This is a genomic window from Bradyrhizobium sp. UNPF46, from assembly GCF_006658625.1.
GTDB classification, from domain to species: Bacteria; Pseudomonadota; Alphaproteobacteria; order Rhizobiales; family Xanthobacteraceae; genus Bradyrhizobium; species Bradyrhizobium nitroreducens.
This window is the reverse complement of sequence record NZ_LFJB01000079.1, coordinates 1-21,910: the sequence shown is the minus strand read 5'-3', so window position 1 is coordinate 21,910 and position 21,910 is coordinate 1. Positions and strand designations below refer to the sequence as shown.

20 protein-coding genes are annotated in these 21,910 nt (G+C 65.4%); 17 read left to right on the top strand and 3 right to left on the bottom strand.

Annotated features, from left to right (window positions below; all coding sequences use genetic code 11):
* Positions 1-113 precede the first annotated feature (113 nt).
* The 4 genes from UNPF46_RS28450 (at position 114) to boxB (ending at position 4,835) form a co-directional block, all read left to right on the top strand.
* Positions 114-932 (top strand): alpha/beta fold hydrolase, encoded by an 819-nt coding sequence (locus UNPF46_RS28450; protein WP_181770159.1) that lies wholly within the window; start codon positions 114-116, stop codon positions 930-932.
* Between the two features lie 18 nt (positions 933-950).
* Positions 951-1,475, top strand: coding sequence for a DUF309 domain-containing protein (locus UNPF46_RS28445; RefSeq protein ID WP_100179491.1), 525 nt, complete (start codon positions 951-953; stop codon positions 1,473-1,475).
* A 118-nt stretch (positions 1,476-1,593) separates the two neighbouring features.
* Positions 1,594-3,282, top strand: coding sequence for a 2,3-epoxybenzoyl-CoA dihydrolase (gene boxC / locus UNPF46_RS28440; RefSeq protein WP_142252207.1), 1,689 nt, complete (start codon positions 1,594-1,596; stop codon positions 3,280-3,282).
* A 101-nt stretch (positions 3,283-3,383) separates the two neighbouring features.
* Positions 3,384-4,835: a benzoyl-CoA 2,3-epoxidase subunit BoxB gene (gene boxB / locus UNPF46_RS28435; protein ID WP_100179489.1), complete on the top strand. Its 1,452-nt coding sequence runs from the start codon at positions 3,384-3,386 to the stop codon at positions 4,833-4,835.
* Between the two features lie 84 nt (positions 4,836-4,919).
* On the opposite strand, the gene UNPF46_RS28430 is transcribed toward boxB, so the two are convergent.
* Positions 4,920-5,720: an SDR family oxidoreductase gene (locus UNPF46_RS28430; RefSeq protein ID WP_142252206.1), complete on the bottom strand. Its 801-nt coding sequence runs from the start codon at positions 5,718-5,720 to the stop codon at positions 4,920-4,922.
* A gap of 176 nt (positions 5,721-5,896) precedes the next feature.
* Positions 5,897-6,955, bottom strand: coding sequence for a polysaccharide deacetylase family protein (locus UNPF46_RS28425; protein ID WP_142252205.1), 1,059 nt, complete (start codon positions 6,953-6,955; stop codon positions 5,897-5,899).
* A 164-nt stretch (positions 6,956-7,119) separates the two neighbouring features.
* Between UNPF46_RS28425 and UNPF46_RS28420 the strand changes: the two genes are divergently transcribed.
* The 10 genes from UNPF46_RS28420 to phoB all read left to right on the top strand — a co-directional run bounded on the left by UNPF46_RS28420 (position 7,120) and on the right by phoB (position 17,096).
* A complete protein-coding gene (locus UNPF46_RS28420; protein ID WP_142252204.1) occupies positions 7,120-8,514 on the top strand; it encodes an OmpA family protein in 1,395 nt (464 codons plus the stop codon).
* A gap of 2 nt (positions 8,515-8,516) precedes the next feature.
* Positions 8,517-8,819: a hypothetical protein gene (locus UNPF46_RS28415; RefSeq protein WP_174719131.1), complete on the top strand. Its 303-nt coding sequence runs from the start codon at positions 8,517-8,519 to the stop codon at positions 8,817-8,819.
* Positions 8,820-9,289: 470 nt separating this feature from the next.
* On the top strand, positions 9,290-10,348 hold the full coding sequence (locus UNPF46_RS28410) for a lysylphosphatidylglycerol synthase domain-containing protein (protein WP_100179484.1): 1,059 nt from the start codon (positions 9,290-9,292) through the stop codon (positions 10,346-10,348).
* 26 nt (positions 10,349-10,374) lie between these two features.
* Positions 10,375-11,667, top strand: a complete 1,293-nt coding sequence (locus UNPF46_RS28405) for an ATP-binding protein (protein ID WP_142252203.1) — start codon at positions 10,375-10,377, stop codon at positions 11,665-11,667.
* Positions 11,668-11,818: 151 nt separating this feature from the next.
* Positions 11,819-12,832 (top strand): phosphate ABC transporter substrate-binding protein PstS, encoded by a 1,014-nt coding sequence (pstS, locus tag UNPF46_RS28400; RefSeq protein ID WP_100181417.1) that lies wholly within the window; start codon positions 11,819-11,821, stop codon positions 12,830-12,832.
* A 141-nt stretch (positions 12,833-12,973) separates the two neighbouring features.
* The gene (gene pstC / locus UNPF46_RS28395; RefSeq protein WP_174719350.1) at positions 12,974-13,963 is read left to right on the top strand and encodes a phosphate ABC transporter permease subunit PstC; all 990 of its coding nucleotides are present in this window, start codon (positions 12,974-12,976) and stop codon (positions 13,961-13,963) included.
* 4 nt (positions 13,964-13,967) lie between these two features.
* Positions 13,968-14,819: a phosphate ABC transporter permease PstA gene (gene pstA / locus UNPF46_RS28390; RefSeq protein WP_100179481.1), complete on the top strand. Its 852-nt coding sequence runs from the start codon at positions 13,968-13,970 to the stop codon at positions 14,817-14,819.
* On the top strand, positions 14,816-15,637 hold the full coding sequence (gene pstB / locus UNPF46_RS28385) for a phosphate ABC transporter ATP-binding protein PstB (RefSeq protein ID WP_100179480.1): 822 nt from the start codon (positions 14,816-14,818) through the stop codon (positions 15,635-15,637). The genes pstA and pstB overlap by 4 nt, the downstream gene beginning before the upstream one ends.
* Positions 15,638-15,648: 11 nt before the next feature.
* Positions 15,649-16,365: a phosphate signaling complex protein PhoU gene (gene phoU, locus UNPF46_RS28380; protein ID WP_100179479.1), complete on the top strand. Its 717-nt coding sequence runs from the start codon at positions 15,649-15,651 to the stop codon at positions 16,363-16,365.
* A 23-nt stretch (positions 16,366-16,388) separates the two neighbouring features.
* Complete coding sequence (gene phoB, locus UNPF46_RS28375; RefSeq protein ID WP_100179478.1) at positions 16,389-17,096, top strand: phosphate regulon transcriptional regulator PhoB; 708 nt, start codon at positions 16,389-16,391, stop codon at positions 17,094-17,096.
* A 244-nt stretch (positions 17,097-17,340) separates the two neighbouring features.
* On the opposite strand, the gene UNPF46_RS28370 is transcribed toward phoB, so the two are convergent.
* Positions 17,341-17,853: a GcrA family cell cycle regulator gene (locus tag UNPF46_RS28370; RefSeq protein ID WP_014491301.1), complete on the bottom strand. Its 513-nt coding sequence runs from the start codon at positions 17,851-17,853 to the stop codon at positions 17,341-17,343.
* A 457-nt stretch (positions 17,854-18,310) separates the two neighbouring features.
* Between UNPF46_RS28370 and UNPF46_RS28365 the strand changes: the two genes are divergently transcribed.
* The 3 genes from UNPF46_RS28365 to UNPF46_RS28355 all read left to right on the top strand — a co-directional run bounded on the left by UNPF46_RS28365 (position 18,311) and on the right by UNPF46_RS28355 (position 21,645).
* Positions 18,311-19,519, top strand: a complete 1,209-nt coding sequence (locus tag UNPF46_RS28365; protein ID WP_181770158.1) for an aspartate aminotransferase family protein — start codon at positions 18,311-18,313, stop codon at positions 19,517-19,519.
* Complete coding sequence (argF, locus tag UNPF46_RS28360) at positions 19,519-20,454, top strand: ornithine carbamoyltransferase (RefSeq protein ID WP_100179476.1); 936 nt, start codon at positions 19,519-19,521, stop codon at positions 20,452-20,454. Before UNPF46_RS28365 ends, argF begins: the two co-directional genes overlap by 1 nt.
* A 183-nt stretch (positions 20,455-20,637) precedes the next feature.
* Entirely contained in the window at positions 20,638-21,645 is a 1,008-nt protein-coding gene (locus UNPF46_RS28355) for an Hsp33 family molecular chaperone (RefSeq protein ID WP_142252201.1), read from the top strand.
* Positions 21,646-21,910 lie beyond the last annotated feature (265 nt).

Sequence of the window (21,910 nt, the reverse complement as noted above, 5' to 3'; positions counted from 1 at the left end):
GGAGTCCTCTTCAGAATCCATATCGCTGGACCGCGCAATACCACCCTCAAAACCACATGCGATTCCCCTGCCCTCCAGGGGAGGGTGCAGACGGAGCGAACAGGAAGAAGACCATGACCAACCTCACCCCCACCGGCTTCCTCGGCATCGGCAGCGCCAGCCTCGAATACAAATGGCTCGCGCCGCAGGTCCCCGATGCTCCGACCATCGTGCTGCTGCATGAAGGCCTCGGCTCGGTCGGTCTCTGGGGCGACTTTTCCGAGAAGCTGCAGCAAGCCACCGGCGCCGGCATCTTCCTCTATTCGCGTGCGGGCTACGGCCAGTCGAGCCCGGTGACGCTGCCACGGCCGCTCGACTACATGCAGCGCGAGGCGCTCGACGTGCTGCCGAAAATCCTCGATGCGATTCCGTTCAAGCGCGGCCTCCTGCTCGGCCATTCCGACGGCGCCTCGATCGCAACCATTTATGCCGGTTCACATCAGGATCACCGTCTGCAGGGCATCGCGCTGATCGCGCCGCATTTCATCGTCGAGGACGTCTCGGTGACATCCATCGCCGAGATCAAGACCGCGTTCGAGACCACCGACCTCAAGGTGAAGCTCGCGCGCTGGCACAAGGACGTCGACAACGCCTTCTACGGCTGGAACGGCGCCTGGCTCGATCCCGAATTCCGCGACTGGGATATCTCCGAATACCTCGCCTATATCCGCGTACCCGTCCTGGTCCTGCAGGGCGAGAATGATCAATATGGGACATTGCGCCAGGTCGAAATTGCCAGGGAAGAGTGCTACTGTCCGGTAGATTTTAAATTCATTTCAGACGCGGGCCATTCCCCGCATCGTGAAGCGCCGGGGGCGACGCTTGACGCGATCGAGCAATTTGCAAAAGCGGCCCTGCGCGACGATCAGGGGCTTCAGGGACGCGCCGCATGACCATGCGGAGGCACATCCATGAATGTGCCTCCACATGCGACCGGCCCTTTGCCGTGGCCGCAATGGGCCTATGTGCCCGGCGAAGCCGCCGGGCTGGATGCCGATTACGAGACGCTCGCGCTCGCCAAGGCGATGGTGCCGCCGGCCTTCCGTGGCCACGTGCCGGCGCGCCATCCGGCGCTGCGCTACGGGCTTGCGCTCAACGACCGCGGCTATTTCTGGGAAGCGCAGGAGGTGCTGGAGGCGGTGTGGGCCGCGGCGCCGCAAAACGGTCGCGAGCGCATTCTGCTGCGCGCCTGCATCCTCATCGCCAATGCGAATTTACGGTTGCGCATGCAGAAGGCGTACTCGGCCGCGCGCTTGTTTGGCGACGCGCTCGGGGAGCTGCGCACGTTCACCTCGCGCAAGGCGGCGCCGGGTGGAGATGGTTTCGTCGAAAGCTTCCCGATACCGGCATTGACGGCTCTGCTCCAGGCCAAGCTCGGCCGGGCCGAACTCACCAAGGCCGACTGGATCGCGCTCAGCGCCATTGTCCGATCGTAGGGTCTCATGAAACAAAGTGCATGCCTTGGTCGTTATTGACTAGACGCGCTCAAAAAGATGCACTATTGTGCATCTAACGGTAAAGACCGAAGTCCACAATCAAGCTCAGGGATGACCCATGGCCGGGGAAGATCGGCGCCTCGCAGGCGGCGCGACATTCATCGATTTCCAGACCGAACCGTCCCGCTACAAGCACTGGAAGCTTGCGGTCGACGGTGACGTTGCGACGCTGACCATGGACGTCGACGAGAATGGCGGCCTGTTCGAGGGCTATCTGCTCAAGCTCAATTCCTATGACCTCGGCGTCGACATCGAGCTTGCGGACGCGGTCCAGCGCCTGCGCTTCGAGCATCCCGAGGTCAAGGTCGTGCTGATGCGCTCGGCCAAGAACCGCGTGTTCTGCGCCGGCGCCAACATCCGCATGCTCGCGGGCTCCACCCACGCCCACAAGGTGAACTTCTGCAAATTCACCAACGAGACCCGCAACGGCATGGAGGACTCCTCGGAGAATTCCGGCCAGCGCTTCATCACCGTGGTGAACGGCTCGGCGGCCGGCGGCGGCTATGAGCTGGCGCTCGCGACCGACCACATCATCCTCGCCGACGACGGATCGTCTGCGGTGGCGCTGCCCGAAGTGCCGCTGCTCGCGGTGCTGCCCGGCACCGGCGGCCTCACCCGCGTCGTCGACAAGCGCAAGGTGCGCCGCGACCACGCCGATTTCTTCTGCACCATCGAGGAAGGCGTGAAGGGCAAGCGCGCCGTGCAGTGGCGCCTCGTCGACGAGATCGCGCCGAACTCCAAGTTAGAGGCCAGGATCGCCGAGCGTGCCAGGGAGTTTGCGGCGGCCTCGAAGCGCAAGGGCAGCGGCAAGGGCATCGCACTGACGCCGCTGAAGCGCGTCATCGACCAGAACAGCATCCGCTACGGCTTCGTCACCGTCGACATCGATCGCGCCGCCCGCATTGCCGCCATCTCGATCAAGGCCCCTGAAGCCGCGCCGCCCGCCGACATCGACGGCATGATGGCGCAGGGGGCCGCGTTCTGGCCGCTCCAGGTCGCGCGCGAGCTCGACGATGCCATCCTGCATTTGCGCATCAACGAGCTCGAGATCGCCATGCTGGTGTTCAAGAGCCATGGCGACCGCGCTCATGTGCTCGCGCACGATGCCTTCCTCGAGGCCAACAAGGCGCATTGGCTGGTCAACGAGATCAGGCATTACTGGAAGCGCGTGCTCAAGCGCATCGACGTCACCTCGCGCACGCTGGTGACGCTGGTCGAGCCCGGCTCGTGCTTTGCCGGCACGCTCGCCGAGCTCGTCTTCGCCGCCGACCGCTCCTACATGCTGATCGGCACGCGCCAGGGCGACAACCGCCCGCCGCCGTCGATCGAGCTCTCCGCGATGAATTTCGGACCCTATCCGATGAGCCATGGTCTGACGCGGCTGCAATCGCGCTTCCAGGCCGATCCCTCCGATGTGGAGCGCGCCGAAGCCACGCTCGGCACCAGCCTCGACGCCGAGCAGGCCGAGGAGCTCGGCCTCGTCACCTTCGCGCTCGACGACATCGACTGGGACGACGAGGTCCGCGTGTTTCTGGAGGAGCGCGCCAGCTTCTCCCCCGACAGCCTCACCGGCATGGAAGCGAATTTGCGCTTCGTCGGCCCCGAGACGATGGAGTCGAAAATCTTCTCGCGCTTGACCGCCTGGCAGAACTGGATCTTCCAGCGCCCCAACGCGGTCGGCGAGGAAGGCGCGCTGCGCCGCTACGGCAGCGGCCAGAAGCCGAAATTCGATATGACGCGAGTCTAGAGGGCGAATGGGGAGTGGCGAATAGCGAATGGTGCACTTCCATTCGCTACTCGCCATTCGCTACTCGCCTACTTCAACCAGTCCCCCACGGGAGGTCCACCATGAACATGAACATCATGAACGTCGACTACTCGACCAAGATTCCGAACAACGTCAATCTCGCCGAAGACCGCCAGGTGCTCAAAGCGCTGGAGGGCTGGCATCCCGGCTACATGGACTGGTGGAGCGACATGGGGCCGGAAGGCTTCCAGGAATCGCTGGTGTACTTGCGCACCGCCTATTCCGTCGATCCGCGCGGCTGGGCCAAGTTCGACTATGTCCGCATGCCCGAATATCGCTGGGGCATTCTTCTTGCGCCGCAGGAAGAGAACCGCGTCGTGCCGTTCGGCGAGCATTATGGCGAGCCGGCCTGGCAGGAAGTCCCGGGCGAGCATCGCGCCATGCTGCGCCGCCTGATCGTGATCCAGGGCGACACCGAGCCGGCCTCGGTCGAGCAGCAGCGCCATCTCGGCAAGACCGCGCCCTCGCTCTACGACATGCGCAACCTGTTCCAGGTCAATGTCGAGGAAGGCCGCCATCTCTGGGCGATGGTCTATCTGCTGCAGAAATATTTCGGCCGCGACGGCCGCGAGGAAGCCGATGATCTGCTGCGCCGCCGCTCCGGCGATGCCGACGCGCCGCGCATGCTCGGCGCCTTCAACGAGGCCACGCCGGACTGGCTGTCCTTCTTCATGTTCACCTACTTCACCGACCGCGATGGCAAGATGCAGCTGCATTCGCTGGCACAGTCGGGCTTCGATCCGCTGTCGCGCACCTGCCGCTTCATGCTGACGGAAGAAGCTCACCACATGTTCGTCGGCGAGACCGGCATCACCCGCGTCGTGCAGCGCACCTGCGATGCGATGCGCGAGGCCGGCATCACCGATCCGACCGATATCGCCAAGGTCCGCGCGCTCGGGGTGATCGATCTGCCGACCATCCAGAAGAAGCTGAACCTGCACTACACGCTGTCGCTCGATCTGTTCGGCTCGGAGGTGTCGACCAACGCCGCCAACGCCTTCAACGCCGGCATCAAGGGCCGCTATCACGAGACCCAGATCGAGGACGACCACCAGCTCAAGAACTCCACCTATCCGGTGCTCAAGCTGATCAACGGCGAGATCAAGCTGGTCGACGAGCCGGCGCTGACCGCGCTCAACATGCGCCTGCGCGACGATTACAGCCAGGACTGCGTCAAGGGCCTGCTGCGCTGGAACAAGGTGATCACGACCGCGGGCTACGATTTCCAGCTCAAGCTGCCCAACGTCGCCTTCCACCGCCACATCGGCGAGTTCAAGGACGTGCACGCGACGCCCGACGGCCTTCTGATCGACAATGCCACCTGGGCCAAGCGCAAGGACGAGTGGCTGCCCTCGACCAGCGACGGCGACTTCATCACCTCCCTGATGCAGCCCGTCACCGAAAGCGGCAAGTTCGCCTCCTGGATCTCGCCGCCGAAAGTCGGCATCGACAACAAGCCTGGCGATTTCGAGTACGTGAAGATCGAGTCGTAAGGGGTTGGCGAATAGTGAGTGGTGAGTAGCGAGTGGCGAAAGAGCGGCTACTCGCCATTCGCTACTCGCCATTCGCGCGCACTGCTATCCCGCGATCTCCAGTCCCGCATTCGCATACACCACACCGCCATCCACCGCGATGGTGTTGCCGACCACGTAATCGCCCGCACGCGAGGCGAGATAGATCGCAACGCCTGCCATGTCCTCGTCGGTGCCGATCCGCCGCGCCGGAATGCGCTTGGCGACCTCGTCCGAATGGTCGCGCGCGGCGCGGTTCATGTCGGATTTGAACGCACCCGGGGCGATCGCGGTGACGTTGATGTTGTCCTTGATCAGCTTGGTCGCCATGCGCCGCGTCAGATGGATCACGGCGGCCTTGCTGGCGGCGTAGGAATAGGTCTCGCTCGGGTTGACGAAGATGCCGTCGACCGAGGCGATGTTGATCACTTTTGCGGGCCGCTCGTGCGAGGCTGCGGCGCGCAGCGGCTTGGCCAGCGCCTTGGTCAGGAAGAACAGCGACTTGACGTTGAGGTCCATCACCTTGTCCCAGCCGCTTTCGGGGAATTCGTCGAACTCCGCGCCCCAGGCCGCGCCGGCATTGTTGACGAGGATGTCGAGCTTCGGCTCCAGCTTGATGATCTCGGAAGCGAGCCTGTCGCAGCCTTCGATGGTGGAGATGTCGATCGGCAGCGCGATGCACTCGCCGTCATATTGCGCGCTGAGCTCCTTGGCGGTCGCCTCGCACGGTCCGGCCTTGCGCGCGGTGATGTAGACCTTCGCCGCGCCGGCGCTGAGAAATCCCGCCGCGATCATCTTGCCGATGCCACGCGACCCGCCGGTCACCAGCGCGACGCGGCCTTTGAGCGAAAACATATCCTTGAACATGGTGCCTCCCTTGCGTTGGCGTTGTTTTGGGCGGGGAGGGCAGGGGAGTCAAGGAAGAGGCGCTTAGGTCAGATGCAAGTGAGGCGCGATAACGGCCCGACAAACTCAGTGTCGTCCCGGATCTGCGCGCGCTTGGGACGCGCTTGCCCGGGACGACGATGGAGATCGGAGCGCAGCTACGCCGCCGCGATCCGGCGAAAGCCGTTCCACATCGCGGTCGCGGCGCCCGAGGTCAGCACCGGCAGAATTCTTGCGTCCTGGTAGTTGCCGTTGAGCGAGACGCGCGGCAGTGCCGTCATGTGATCGGCATTCTCGGCGAACAGCATGCCCGGCCGCGTCGTCACCGCGGTCTTGAAGCCGGCCGTCGCGGCGAGGCCGAATTCACGCGTGCCTGCGGCCTCGCGGTCGCCATAGGGATAGGCGAGATGCAGCACGGGACGCTCCAGCGCCTGCTCGATCCGCGCCCGGCTCACAGCCAGCTCCTGCGCGGCGACGTCTTCCGCCAGCTTGGCGAGGTTGCAATGGCTGACGCTGTGCGCGCCGATCGTCACCAGCGGATCAGCGGCGAATGTCTTCAACTCGTCCCAGGACAAGCAGAGGCCGCGGCACAGCGCGGCCATGTCGACGTCATAGCGTGTGCAGAGCGCCTCGATCTCGCGCGCCAGATCGTGCTCGCCCGGCAGCGCGCGCAGCCAGTCGTGCAGGCGGTCGTAGGCGGCCTGCTTGGCCGCAGGCGTCGTCGCATCGAGCCGCAGTGCGGAATGGCCGATCGTGACGTCGATCTGCTCGGCCTTGGCGATCACGGCTTCCAGCGCCGCCCACCATAACCGTCCGGTGCCTTCGGCAAAATCGCTCGCGACATAGACCGTCAGCGGTGCGTCGAATTCGCGCAACACCGGCAGCGCATGGTCCAGATTGTCGCGATAGCCGTCGTCGAAGGTGAAGGCGGCGAAGCGGCGCTCGAACCGGCCCTGCACCAGCCGCTCATGCAGCTCGTCCATGCTGACGATGTCGATGTCGCGCGAGCGCAAATGACACAGCGTCTCGCGCAGGAATTCGGGAGTGACCTCGAGGTGCCGGTTCGGCTGGAACGCCGCCTCGCGGGCCGGCCGGACGTGGTGCAGCATGAAAATGGCGCCGACGCCCGACAGAAGCGGGCGCAGCAGATGGTGTGCCCCGCTGAAATAGAGTGCTCCCAGCCCGGCGCGGATGACGTTGTTACGCAGTTGTTTCATGACCGGCCGGCGGACTTTGGCATTCCGTCTTCAACTTACGGAAGAACCCTTGAAGAAAAAGTTATCCCGATTGTCCAGCCGGTGCCTTCGGAAGGGCGCCATTTCCGGTTTGACAGCCTGCCAAGGGTTTGTTTTGTCTCCGGTTCCAGAGTTCGGGTCGTCGAATGCAGAAGCTTTTCAGGTGGGCCAGCAAATGGTGGCCGGGGTTAATTCCCCTGGCCGTCATGTGGGGATTTGCGGCCTGGAATAATACCTTACCGGTCGAGGCCGACCTGTCGGCCCGCAGCTCGGCCGCGCTGAAGGGGACCGTTCTGGACAAGACCCGGATCGCGGTGGACGGCCGCGACGTCAGCCTGGTCGCAGACGCCTTCTCCGAGGAGGGCCGCCGCGACGCCGTGATGGCGGTCGAGACGGTCCCGGGCGTGCGTCTGGTCGACGACCGGACCCGTCTTGTTCCCGAGGCCAAACCCTTCGTCTGGAACGCCGAGCGCGATGTGGTGCGGGTGACGCTGTCGGGCTCCGCGCCGCTGCCGTCGATCAAGGGCCGGCTGACCGAGGCGGCCCGCAAGGAGGTCGGCGGCGTCGAGGTGGCCGACCAGATGGGCCTGGCGCGGGGCGCGCCGCCGCGGTTCGAGGCCGCCGCGATGCTGCTGCTGGACCAGATCGGCAAGCTGAAGGACGGCAAGATCACGATCACGGACACCAAGGTCAATCTGTCGGGCATGGCGCGCGATCTCGGCGGCCGCGAGGCGATCGCGGCTGCGCTGAAGAACCTGCCCGAGGGCTTCTCGATCGCCGCCAACGACGTCAAGGCGCCGCCCTACATCTTCCAGGCCTACAAGGATCCGGTCGCCGCGACCGTGACGCTGACCGGCTACGTGCCCGACAACGCCATCCACGCGGCGATCGCCACCAGCGCCGCGCGAAAATTCTTCACCGAGAAGGTCGTCGACAATCTCAAGGCCAGCATCGGCGCGCCCGGCTCCTTCAACACGGCCGTGATCGCGGCGCTCGGCGCGCTGTCGCGGCTGTCGACCGGCACGCTGGTCGTCTCCGACCGCGAGGTGAAGCTGTCGGGCGATGCGCTCTATGAAGGTGCCGCCAACGACATCCGCGCCGGGCTCGGCAAGGACTTCCCGAAGACCTGGCAATACAAGCCGGAGATCACCGTGAAGCCCGCGGCGGGTCCGGTCGACGGCACCGTGTGCCAGCAATTGTTCACGGACCTCCTGGCCAAGGGCAAGATCCGCTTCGCGCCCAAGCGCGCCGACATCGATCCGGATTCCGCCGCCATTCTCGATCATCTGATCGAGACGTCGCTGCGCTGCCCCAACACCAATGTCGAGGTGGCCGGGCATACCGATGCCGACGGCGAGGACGGCTTCAACCGGGCGCTCTCGGAGAAGCGCGCGCAGGCGGTGATCGACTATCTGGTCAAGGCCGGCCTGCCCGCCAGCCGCTTCACCGCGGTCGGCCATGGCAGCACGCAGCCCGTCGCCGGCAACGACACCGACGAAGGCAAGGCGCAAAACCGCCGCATCGAATTTCTGGTGAGGTGACGATGCCCTATCTCCTCTCGTTTCATATGGGCTGGCTGATCGGCTCGGTGCTGCTCGGCTTCTGCATGGGCTGGATCTCGGTGGTCCAGCGCGGCAACGGCACCTCGAAGGTGACGGCGCGCTGGCTCGCCGTGCTTGCCGCCGCCCTGGTCGCGGCCTCGTTCGCCCATGTCGTCCCCGGCCGCTTCGGTTACTGGCTCGATCTCGGCCTCGTCATGTTCGCCTGCTACCTCGTCGGCTGCACCATCGGCGCCTGGCTGCGCGACCGCGTGGTCGCGCGCACCGCACCGCCAGCCCCTCTGTGACGTTGCCACGCCCCCGGTCCTTCGGTCGGGGCAAGGCGCAGGAGGGGCCTGCCGCGGCCTTTCGGCGCATCGGAAATCCGCGGCCGGCCGCTTCGATGCCCCTCTTTCAACAAGCCGGGCCCGCCCATAGATTGATTTCGGCTTAAGGCGTGACGGAACATTGTGCGGCCGAAATCATCAAACCTTCACGGCGCCTGCGCAGGATCGCCATGGAGATTCGCCTCGAGTCTTGCCGCCGATCCTGCCGCAGAAGGCGCCAAACCGTGCATCAGGAGCCCGCAACCCTGCCTAAAATATTGAAGGCACGTGTTTTTGTTCGAATTGGCGAATTCCACTCGGCCCGAAAACGCGCTAGTGGAGGGGCAGGGGGCATGCGCGATGCCGGAGCAGACGGCGAGGGGTCGTCGTGTGCCTCTGCGCCGTCCCGTCCGCTGGCCGTTCTGGCCGCTGAAGCGTTGTTCGAGGTCTAGATGCTGGAAGCCATACGCAGGGCGACGTCGTTTCTGCGCGAGAAGCAAATCCTGCATAAGCTTGGCGTTGTGATCAGCGTCGCGGTCATCGGCATCGCTTGCTATGTGCTCTACCACATGCTGCGAGGCATCGATTTCAACGAGGTCCTCGAAGCGATCAAGAGCACCGAGCCGAGCCAGATTGCGATGGCGGCGCTGTTCGTCGCCGCGGGCTATTTCACGCTGACTTTCTACGATCTGTTCGCCGTGCGAGCGATCGGTCACTCCCATGTGCCCTACCGCATCAATGCGCTCGCGGCCTTCACCTCCTATTCGATCGGTCACAATGTCGGCGCCAGCGTTTTCACCGGCGGCGCGGTGCGTTACCGCATCTACTCGGCCTATGGGCTGAACGCGATCGACGTGGCGAAGATCTGCTTCCTCGCCGGCCTGACCTTCTGGCTCGGCAATGCCGCCGTGCTCGGCCTCGGCATCACCTATCATCCGGAAGCCGCCGCCTCGATCGACCAGCTTCCGCCCTGGCTGAACCGCACCCTGGCGCTGATGATCATCGTGGCGCTGATCGGCTATGTGGTCTGGGTCTGGACCCAGCCGCGGGTGGTCGGCCGCGGTCCCTGGACCGTGGTGCTGCCGGGCGGCCCGCTGACGCTGCTCCAGATCGCGATCGGCATCATCGATCTCGGCTTCTGCGCGCTCGCGATGTACGTGCTGGTCCCGGACGAGCCCAATCTCGGCTTCGTCGTGGTCGCGGTGATCTTCGTCTCGGCGACGCTGCTCGGCTTCGCCAGCCATTCGCCCGGCGGGCTCGGGGTGTTCGACGCGGCCATGCTGGTCGGCCTGTGGCAGATGGATCGCGAGGAGCTGCTCGGCGGCATGCTGTTGTTCCGCGTCCTCTATTATCTCTCGCCTTTCGTCATCTCTGTAATCTTGCTGACGTTTCGCGAAGTTATCATCGGCGCACGATCGAAGCGCCTGCAGCAGGCGGCGCTCAAGCTCGACCCCGGTCCGGCGCCCGAAGCCGCTTATGTGAGAGAGCGCAGCGACGGCGCCAAATCTTAAGGTAAGCCCCAGGAGAAGTCCGCCCGATGGCGATCGACGCCCCTTCTTCTCCCGCCGCTCAGCCCTGGTCCGACCGGCTGCGGCACTCGACCGTCATCCTGATCGCCGCGGCGCTGGCGCTGTCCGTCGTCGTCTCGCTCGGCGAATTGTTGGCGCTGCATGCCGTTGCCGTGTTCCTCTGCATCGCGGCAGCGGCGCTGATCCCGTGGCGCCTGCACGATGCCGCGGCCTCGCGCGAGGACACCCGCCGCATCAACCCGGTCGAGAGCGCGGCGGTGGCCGCGGTCGTCGCCGGCATGCCGGATCCGGCGGTGCTGCTCGACCGCGCCGGCCGCGTCATCCACCTCAATGCCGCCGCGGCCCAGCTCGCGCCGGCACTGCGCCGGAACGAGCTCGCCCAGTTCGCGCTGCGCTCGCCGGAGATCATCACGGCGCTGCGCGAGTCGATCGCGACCACCGAGCCGCGCCGCGCGACCTATCTCGACCATGTCCCGGTCGATCGCTGGATGGAGCTGATCATCACGCCGGTGCCGGTGCCGACCAGTTTCGGCGGCGCCGACAAATGCATGCTGATGACCTTCCACGACCAGACGCCGCTGCGCCGGGTCGAGGAGATGCGCGCCGACTTCGTCGCCAATGCCAGCCACGAGCTGCGCACGCCGCTCGCGGCGCTGTCGGGCTTCATCGACACGCTGCAGGGCCAGGCCAAGGACGATCCCAAGGCGCGCGAGCGCTTCCTCGGCATCATGCACAACCAGGCCACCCGCATGGCGCGCCTGATCGACGATCTCCTGTCGCTGTCGCGGGTCGAGCTGTCGGCCCATGTCCGGCCCGACACCCTGGTCGACCTCTTGCCGATCATCCGCCAGGTCGCCGACGGGCTCGAGCCGCTGGCGCGCGAGCGGCAGGTCGAGGTCGAGCTCCATCTGCCCGACAGCCCGGTGATGATCGCGGGCGACCGCGAGGAGCTGCTCCGCCTGTTCGAGAATTTGATCGAGAACGCGCTCAAATACGGCGCCTCGGGCGGACGCGTCGTCGTGTCGCTGATCTCAGCCGCAGCCACTGATGGAACTCAGGAAATCCGGATCATGGTGCGCGATTTCGGCCCCGGGATCGCGCCCGAGCACCTGCCGCGGCTGACTGAGCGCTTCTACCGCGTGGACGTCGGCGACAGCCGCTCGCAGGGCGGAACCGGGCTCGGATTATCGCTGGTGAAACATATTCTTAACCGCCATCGCGGCCGGCTTTTGATCGAAAGCGTGCCCAAGCAGGGTGCGACTTTCACCGCCTGCTTTCCCCAGGCCAAGACTTTAGTTTGAGCTAAAAACGCAAGCGATTTCAATCGCTTGGTGGTGTCATCCGACTGTCACGAAACCTTCGTAAAAGCACAGCCGACCGCTCCTAAAGCGGTCGGCGTGGGGAGCGCGATCGGGCGCGGATGGCGCTTCGCTCCCCCCAATGGAGACCAGCATGAATTTCCTCAAGACGATCGTCGTTGCCGGCATGGTTGCCGCTTCGACGACGGCGGCCTTTGCTGCCGACATCACCGGCGCCGGCGCGACGTTCCCGTTCCCGATCTATTCGAAGTGGGCTGACGCCTACAAAAAGGAGACCGGTAACGGTCTGAACTACCAGTCGATCGGCTCCGGCGGCGGCATCAAGCAGATCCAGGCCAAGACCGTGACCTTCGGCGCGACCGACATGCCGCTCAAGGCTGAGCAGCTCGAGAAGGACGGCCTCGTCCAGTGGCCGATGGTGATGGGCGCCATCGTTCCCGTGGTCAACCTCGAGGGCGTGAAGCCGGGCGAGATGGTGTTCGACGGCGAGACGCTGGCCAACGTCTATCTCGGCAAGATCACCAAGTGGGACGATCCGGCCATCAAGAAGCTCAATCCGAACGTCAAGCTGCCGTCGGATGCGATCACCGTGGTCCGCCGTTCGGACGGGTCGGGCACCACCTTCAACTTCACCAACTACCTCTCCAAGGCCAGTGCGGACTGGAAGAGCAAGGTCGGTGAGGGCACCGCGGTCGAGTGGCCGGTTGGCGTCGGCGCCAAGGGCAACGAAGGCGTGTCGGGCAACATCGGCCAGACCAAGAACTCGATCGGCTACGTCGAGTATGCCTATGCCAAGCAGAACAAGCTGACCTATACCGGCCTCGTCAACAAGGCCGGCAAGACCGTGCAGCCGACCGTCGAAGCTTTCCAGGCGGCCGCCTCCAACGCCGACTGGGCCAAGGCGCCCGGCTACTACGTCATCCTGACCGACCAGCCCGGCGAGAAGTCCTGGCCGATCACGGCGGCGACCTTCATCCTCATGCACAAGGACGCCACCGACAAGGCGGCTTCGCAGGAAGCCATCAAGTTCTTCCGCTGGGCCTTCACGAAGGGCGACAAGGCGGCCGAGGAGCTCGACTACATCCCGATGCCGGACACCGTCGTCAAGCAGATCGAGAAGACCTGGGCTGCCGAGATCAAGAGCTAAGCGCCCCGGTCCCGGACTGTGCGCCGGGATCTCAAAAGACCTCCGCTCCGGATCGGCATTGCGCCGCATCCGGAGCGCAAGACCAACAACAACACCGACAGCAAGCGTATATAACGGGTACAGGGGATCGGCGTGGCAGAGATGGCCGTTCAGAGCGATGTAATCGACGATGCCGGACCGTATGACCGCGCCAAGGCCTTGGGCGCGTTCAAGCTCGGCGACGTCACCTTCTACTGGATCACGCGGTTGTCCGCGATCTCGGTGCTGCTGATCCTCGGCGGCATCATCATCTCGCTGATCGTCGGCGCGTTCCCGGCGATGAAAGCATACGGCTTCTCCTTCCTGTGGACGCAGCGCTGGGCGCCGTCGGCCGATCCGCCCGTGCTCGGCGCGCTCGGGCCGATGTACGGCACGCTCGTCACCTCCTTCATCGCGATGTTGATCGCCATTCCCGTCGGCCTCGGCATTGCGATCTTCCTCACCGAGCTCTGCCCGCAATGGCTGCGCCGCCCGATCGGCATGGCGATCGAGCTGCTCGCCGGCATTCCCTCGATCATCTACGGCATGTGGGGCTTCTTCGTGCTGGGCCCGTTCCTGGCCAACACCTTCCAGCCCCTTATGATCAGGATCTTCGACGGCGTCCCGGTGCTGGGCGCGATCTTCGCAGGTCCCCCGTCCTATCTCAGCACGTTCAACGCCGCGCTGATCCTCGCCATCATGGTGCTGCCCTTCATCACCTCGATCTCGGTCGACGTGTTCAAGACGGTGCCGCCGGTGCTGAAGGAGGCCGCTTACGGCGTCGGCTGCACCACCTGGGAAGTCGTCCGCAGCGTGGTGATCCCCTACACCCGCGTCGGCATCATCGGCGGCGTCATGCTGGCGCTGGGCCGCGCGCTCGGCGAGACCATGGCGGTGACCTTCATCATCGGCAACTCGTTCCGCATCTCCTCATCGATCTTCGCGCCGGGCACCACGATCTCGGCGGCGATCGCATCCGAGTTCGCCGAGAGCGACGGCCTGCACCAGTCCGGCCTGATCCTGCTCGGCTTGCTCCTGTTCGTGCTGACGTTCTTCGTGCTGGCCGCCGCGCGGCTGATGCTGATGCGGCTGGACAAGAAGGCGGGGAAGTAAGGTCATGGCGCTCAATCCGATCTATTCGCGTCGTCGCCGCGTGGACATCGTCATCCGCGGGCTCTGCTTCGCCGCGGCCGCCTTCGGCGTCACCTGGCTCGCGCTGATCCTGGTCACGCTGCTCTACAACGGCCTGGCCGGCCTCAATCTCGAGATCTTCGTCGCGGACACGCCGCCTCCGGGCTCGACCGAAGGCGGCCTGCGCAACGCGATCGTCGGCTCGATCATCATGACGTTGATCGGCGTCGGCATCGGCGCGCCGCTCGGCCTGTTCGCCGGCACCTACCTTGCCGAATACGGCCGCAACGATCGCCTGACCTCGGTGATCCGCTTCATCAACGACATCCTGCTCTCGGCGCCCTCGATCATCATCGGCCTGTTCATCTACGGCGCGGTGGTGGTGCCGATGCGTGGCTTCTCCGCGATCGCGGGCGCGCTCGCGCTCGCCGTCATCGTGATCCCGGTCGTGCTGCGCACCACCGAGGACATGCTGCTGCTGGTGCCGAATCCGCTGCGTGAGGCGGCCTCGGCGCTGGGCCTGCCGCGCTCGCTGGTGATCAAGCGCATCGCCTATCGTGCGGCCCGGTCGGGCCTCATCACCGGCGTGCTGCTCGCCACCGCACGCGTCGCGGGCGAGACCGCGCCGCTGCTCTTCACCGCGCTGTCGAACCAGTTCTTCAGCCTCGGCCTGAACAAGACGATGGCCAACCTGCCCGTCACCATCAACAACTTCGTGCAGAGCCCCTACGCCTACTGGAAGCAGCTGGCGTGGAGCGGCGCACTGCTCATCACCCTGACCGTGCTTGCCCTGAACATTGGCGCGCGCATCCTTGGCGCCGAGAGGACCGCAAAATGAGTGAACTTTCCGTATCGATGAGCGCCTCCGGTGGCCTTCCGCAGGCGCCGGTGCTGCCCGAGGCGCCCGCCAAGGTGACGGTGCGCAACCTCAACTTCTATTACGGCGAGCACCACGCGCTGAAGAACATCAACCTGACGCTGGGCGCCAACCGCGTCACGGCGTTCATCGGCCCGTCCGGCTGCGGCAAGTCGACCCTGCTGCGCATCTTCAACCGGATGTACGACCTCTATCCGGGCCAGCGCGCCACCGGCCAGCTGATGCTCGATCAGACCAACATCCTCGACCCCAAGCTCGACCTCAATCTGCTGCGCGCCCGGGTCGGCATGGTGTTCCAGAAGCCGACGCCGTTCCCGATGACGATCTACGAGAACATCGCCTTCGGCATCCGCCTCTACGAGAAGATCTCGAAGTCCGAGATGGACGACCGCGTCGAGAAGGCGCTGCGCGGCGGCGCGCTGTGGAACGAGGTCAAGGACAAGCTCAACGCCTCCGGCCTGTCGCTCTCCGGCGGCCAGCAGCAGCGCCTGTGCATCGCCCGCACCGTCGCGGTGCGGCCCGAGGTGATCCTGTTCGACGAGCCCTGCTCGGCGCTCGACCCGATCTCGACCGCCAAGGTCGAGGAGCTGATCCAGGAGCTGTCCGAGAACTACACGATCGCGATCGTCACCCACAACATGCAGCAGGCGGCGCGCGTCTCCGACAAGACCGCCTTCATGTATCTGGGCGAGCTGATCGAGTTCGACGACACCAGCAAGATCTTCACGTCGCCGACCGACCGGCGCACGCAGGACTACATCACCGGCCGGTTCGGCTGAGGAGACGCAATATGGGTACCGAACATACCGCAAAGGCCTTCGACACCGACCTCCAGGAACTCACTCGCCTGGTCGCCGAGATGGGCGGCATCGCCGAGCGCATGATCGTCGATTCCGTCGACGCGTTGATCCGCCGCGACGTCGCGCTCGGTCAGCGCGTCGTGACCATCGACGCCGATCTCGACGCGCTGCAGAAGAGGATTGAAGAGCGCGCCGTGCTGACCATCGCACGACGCCAGCCGATGGCGGTCGATCTGCGCGAGATCGTCGGCGCCATGCGCGTTGCGACCGATCTCGAGCGCATCGGCGACCTCGCCAAGAACATGGGCAAGCGCGTTGCCGCGCTCGAGACTGACTTCCATCCGCTGAAACTGTTCCGCGGCCTCGAGCACATGACCGACCTCGTGCAGCAGCAGGTCAAGAGCGTGCTGGACGCCTATGCCGCGCACGATCTGCCGGCGGCGATGGCGGTGTGGAAGGGCGACGAGGAGGTCGATGCGATCTGCACCTCGCTGTTCCGCGAGCTCCTCACCTACATGATGGAGGATCCGCGCAACATCTCGTTCTGCATCCATCTGATGTTCTGCGCCAAGAACATCGAGCGGATCGGCGACCACGCCACCAACATCGCCGAGACCGTGTTCTACATGATCGAGGGCCAGGCGATCACCGACAAGCGGCCGAAGGGCGACATGACCACCTTCGCCACGACGATCCCGAATACCTGAAGACTTTAAGGAGCGACGACACCATGGGCGCACGCATTATGGTGGTTGAGGACGAGGAAGCTCTCACCGAGCTTCTCCGCTACAACCTCGAAGGCGACGGCTATGACGTCGAGACGGTGATGCGCGGCGACGACGCCGACACCCGCCTCAAGGAACACATTCCCGACCTGATCGTGCTCGACTGGATGCTGCCGGGCCTCTCCGGCATCGAGCTGTGCCGGCGGCTGCGCACCCGGCCCGAGACCAAGCAGCTGCCGATCATCATGCTCACCGCGCGCGGCGAGGAGAGCGAGCGGGTGCGGGGTCTTGCCACCGGCGCCGACGACTACATCGTCAAGCCGTTCTCGGTGCCGGAGCTCCTGGCGCGCGTGAAGGGACTGCTGCGGCGCGCCAGTCCCGAGCGGCTCGCGACCGTGCTGGCCTATGGCGACATCGAGCTCGACCGCGACAAGCGCCGCGTGGCGCGCTCGGGCCGCCCGATCGACCTCGGCCCGACCGAATATCGCCTCCTGGAGTTCTTCCTGGAGCATCCCGGCCGCGTGTTCTCGCGCGAGCAGCTGCTCGACAGCGTCTGGGGCCGCGACATCTACATCGACGAGCGCACCGTCGACGTCCATATCGGCCGCCTGCGCAAGCTGCTCAATCTCGGCCGCGAGCAGGACCCGATCCGAACCGTCCGCGGCGCCGGCTACGCGCTCGACGATCGCTTCGCGAAGGCGGAGACGACCTGAGGGTTGCGAACGGTTGGTCTGGCGAGCTGCAGCCACATGCTCAGCTGTCATCCCGGGGCGCGCGTAGCGCGAGCCCGGGATCCATAACCACAGGGTGGGGTTTGGCGAAGACCCGGAGTGACCATCTCGCGCAACAATTGCGCCCTGTGGTTATGGCTCCCCGCGTTCGCGGGGACGACATCGGATGTGTTGAGCCGTCATCGCACGACGGCTGCCGTCCTTGCAGTCAGCTAATTCCGCAAACTCAGCGCGGGCCCGGCTTGGCCGGCGCACGCCGGCGATCCGCCGCCGGCTGATACGCCACGCGCGAATGCTGGGCGCAGTAGGGAAGGCCGGAGAGCGCCTTGCCGCCGCAGAAGAAGAAATCCGGGCTCGAGGGATCGCCGACCGGCCAGTGGCAGGTCGCCTCGTTCAGTTCGAGCAGCGACAGCCGCTGGCTCATCGGCACCACGTTGTCGTAGGTGACGGGCTCGGCCTCGACCTCGACCTCGAAGGCCTGCGCCAGCGCAGTGTTGCCGCGTGCGATCGGGCGGGTGACCCGCATCATGTGCTGCGCGGGACGCGCCTTGCGCGGCCGCGGCGCTGCCGACGAAGGGCTCTTGGCGCGGCCGGACAGACCGAGCCTGTGCACTTTGCCGATCACGGCATTGCGGGTCACATTGCCGAGTTCAGCTGCGATCTGGCTGGCCGATAATCCGGCCTCCCAGAGCTTCTTGAGCTGCTCGACGCGATCATCGGACCAGGTCAAAACCGTCATTGCACCCTTTCCCTCGCCGCGCGGCTGCCGTCCTGGCGCCCTTGCGGCGAATGCCTAAGCTTCGAAAAACCCGTGCCGCCGGAATCCCTTAAGGCTCGCCGGGCGCTCAACTGACGCCCGAACGTTTACGCCGGTACATGAGGACTCTTGGGATCAGAACCGCTGCACGAGATGTCGTATCTGACAGTCCAAACGCTACAATATGCCGTGACTCGCGCGCAAGAGTCTGCCGAGTCGCGTCCACATGTTCCGTGGCGAAAAACCCGCAAAATCGGCACCGCAAGACTACGGAATCAGCGTTTCCTGAGGCTTTCCGGCTGCCATTGACACCGGTTTCACGGGGCATAAGATGGTGTCACGTGCCGCCCTTAAAAGGCGGCACGTTTCGTTTTCCGGGCCGGTCTGGTGCGTTGCGCAATGCGCGCATCGCACCGTCCGCAACATTCAAGTGACCGTCATGACCAACAGCGCAGCCCCGCATTTGCTCCCTGTTTTCGCCAGGGCCAACCTCGGTTTCGAGCGCGGCGAAGGCTGCTGGCTGATCGCGACCAACGGCGATCGCTATCTCGATTTCACCTCCGGCGTCGCGGTAAATGCGCTCGGCCACGCCCATCCCGCGCTGGTCAAGGCGTTGCAGGAGCAGGCGACCAAGCTCTGGCACATGTCGAACCTGTTCCAGAGCCCGGACGGCGAGAAGCTCGCCGCGCGCCTGTGCAACGAGAGCTTTGCGGACTTCGTCTTCTTCTGCAATTCCGGCGCCGAGGCGCTGGAAGGCGTGATCAAGCTGGTCCGCCATCATCACTTCTCCAAGGGTGATCCGGAGCGCTATCGCATCATCACCTTCGAAGGCGCCTTCCATGGCCGTACGCTGGCGACGCTCGCTGCGACCGGCTCTGCAAAATATCTCGAAGGGTTCGGTCCGCCGATGGATGGTTTCGACCAGGTGCCGCATGGCGACATCGAGGCCGTGAAGAAGGCGATCGGCCCGCACACCGCCGGCATCCTGATCGAGCCGATCCAGGGCGAGGGCGGCGTGCGTTCTGCGCCTCCCGCCTTCCTCAAGGCGCTGCGCCAGCTCTGCGACGAGAAGGGCCTGCTGCTCGCTTTCGACGAGGTGCAGACCGGCATGGGCCGCAGCGGCGATCTGTTCGCGTATCGGCGCACCGGTGTCACGCCCGACGTGATGTCGCTGGCGAAGGCGCTCGGCGGCGGCTTCCCGATCGGCGCGGTGCTGGCGACCGCGGATGCGGCCGCCGGCATGGGCCCCGGCTCGCACGGCTCGACCTTCGGCGGCAATCCGCTCGCGATCTCGGCGGCCAACGCCGTGCTCGACGTCATGCTCAAGCCCGGCTTCTTCGACCACGTGCAGAAGATGTCGCTGCTGCTCAAGCAGAAGCTCGCCTCCGTGATCGACCGTCATCCCGACATCGTCAGCGAGGTGCGCGGCGAGGGCCTTCTGATCGGCATCAAGGCCGTGGTGCCCTCGGGCGATCTCGTCGCGGCCCTGCGCAACGAAAAACTGCTGACTGTCGGCGCCGGCGACAATGTGGTGCGTTTCCTGCCGCCTTTGATCGTCACCGAAGCCGAGATCGAGGACAGCGTCATCAGGCTCGAGCGCGCCTGCGCCGCGATCTCGTCCAGTCAGACCAAGCGGGCGGCAAGCTGATGAGCAAGTCCCCCGCCAAGACGCCGAAGCACTTCCTCGACATCAATGAGCTGCCGTTGTCGGAGCTCAAGCGCATGCTCGCCGCCTCCTCAGCGATGAAGGCGAAGCAGAAGGCGCATCAGCCGGTGCGGCCGCTCGAAGGCAAGACGCTGGCGATGATCTTCGAGCGTCCCTCGACCCGCACCCGAGTCTCGTTCGACGTCGGCATGCGCCAGCTCGGCGGCGAGGCGATCATGCTCACCGGCGCCGAGATGCAGCTCGGCCGCGGCGAGACCATCGCCGACACCGCGCGCGTGCTGTCGCGCTATGTCGACGCCATCATGATCCGCATCCTCAATCACGATGCGCTGCTGGAGCTTGCGGCCAACGCCACCGTGCCTGTCATCAACGGCCTGACGCGGCGCTCGCATCCCTGCCAGGTGATGGCCGACCTCATGACCTTCGAGGAGCATCGCGGTCCCATCGAGGGCAAGACGGTGGCCTGGACCGGCGACGACAACAACGTCCTGGCGTCCTGGGCCCATGCCGCCGAGCGCTTCAAATTCCAGCTCAACGTCGCCACCCCGCCGGAGCTGGCGCCGAAAAAGGCGATGCGTGACTGGGTCAAGGCGACGGGCGCGCCGATCGTGCTCGGCACCGATCCGGAAGCCGCCGTGCGCGGCGCCGATTGCGTCGTCACCGACACCTGGGTGTCGATGGGCGACAAGGAGGGCGAGCATCGCCACAACGTGCTCAAGCCCTACCAGGTCAACGGCAAGCTGATGTCGCTGGCCAAGCCCGACGCGCTGTTCATGCACTGCCTGCCCGCCCATCGCGGCGAGGAGGTCACCGACGAGGTGATCGACGGCCCGCAATCGGTCGTGTTCGACGAGGCCGAAAACCGCCTGCACGCGCAGAAGGGCATTCTGGCCTGGTGCTTTGACGCGGTGAAGTAGGCGCGAGCTGGTCGCTCCGGCCGCTTCCACACACTCCGCTGTCGTCCCGGATCTGCGCTTGCGCTTGTCCGGGACGACATCGAGTTCGTAGTGGCTTCGTGCAACCCCACCCGCATCCGGAACACACACACACACCGCCCGCGCCCCTTCCATTTTCCACTCTCCGACCCCAGATAACGCCCCATGATTTCCCAATCCCCCGACATGAAAGCCGGCCCCGAAGGCCCGGTTCGTGCGCCATCCGCGGTTCCGATCGACGATGCCGTGCTGCCCTACGAGGTCGACGCGCTCGACGTGCGCGGCCGCCTGGTGCGCCTCGGCCCTGCGCTCGACGACATCCTGACCAAGCACGATTATCCGGCACCGGTCGGCAAGCTGCTTGGCGAGGCCATCGTGCTGACGACGCTGCTCGGCTCGGCGCTGAAATTCGAGGGGCGCTTCATCCTGCAGGCCCAGACCGACGGTCCGGTGTCGTTCCTGGTGGTGGACTACCAGGCGCCGGATCGCCTGCGCGCCTACGCGCGCTTCGATGCCGCGCGCCTCGGCGATACCAGGGATTCCGGCACGCTGCTCGGCCGCGGCCATCTCGCCATGACCATCGACCAGGGCCCCGACATGAGCCGTTACCAGGGCCTGGTCGCGCTCGACGGCGGCAGCCTGGAAGACGCCGCCCACGAATATTTCCTGCGCTCCGAGCAGATCCCGACCAAGGTGCGTCTGGCGGTCGGCGAGGAGTGGCGCAGTCATGACGGCGGCAAGCACCGCTGGCGCGCCGGCGGCATGCTGATGCAGTTTCTGCCCAAGGCGCCGGAGCGCGCGCGGCAGGCCGATCTTCATCCCGGCGACGCACCTGAAGGCGCCGAAGTGCACAGGGTTGCCGAGGACGACGCCTGGGTCGAGGCGCGCTCGCTGATCGAGACCGTCGAGGACGTCGAGCTGATCGATCCCGAGCTCTCCGGCGAGCGGCTGCTGTTCCGCCTGTTCCACGAGCGCGGCGTGCGCGTGTTCAATCCGCTGTCCTTGAAGGCGCAATGCTCCTGCTCGCGCGACGCGGTCGCCTCGATGCTCAAGAGCTTCTCGCCCGACGATCGCGCCGCCATGGTCAAGGACGACAAGGTCGTCGTGACCTGCGAGTTCTGCTCGTCGGTGTATCAGTTCTCGCCGCACGAGGCGGGCGTGGAAGACGCGTAGGCTGGTTGTAGCCCGGATGGAGCGCAAGCGTAATCCGGGGCGGCTCTCACGGCATCTTGCACCGTCCCGGATTGCGCTCCGCTCCATCCGGGCTACGGGATCATTGCCTGTGTCGGCCTCTGTCAATCCATCCGCACAAAAATATTCCGCTTTACCGAAATTCGGTTTTATCGTATGTTTCGCCCATCCCGGCTCACCCAAGAGGGGCGACTTGTGGTCGTCTTGTTCGCGAGCCGGGCTTGCGGTGGACGCGGCAGCGTCGGCA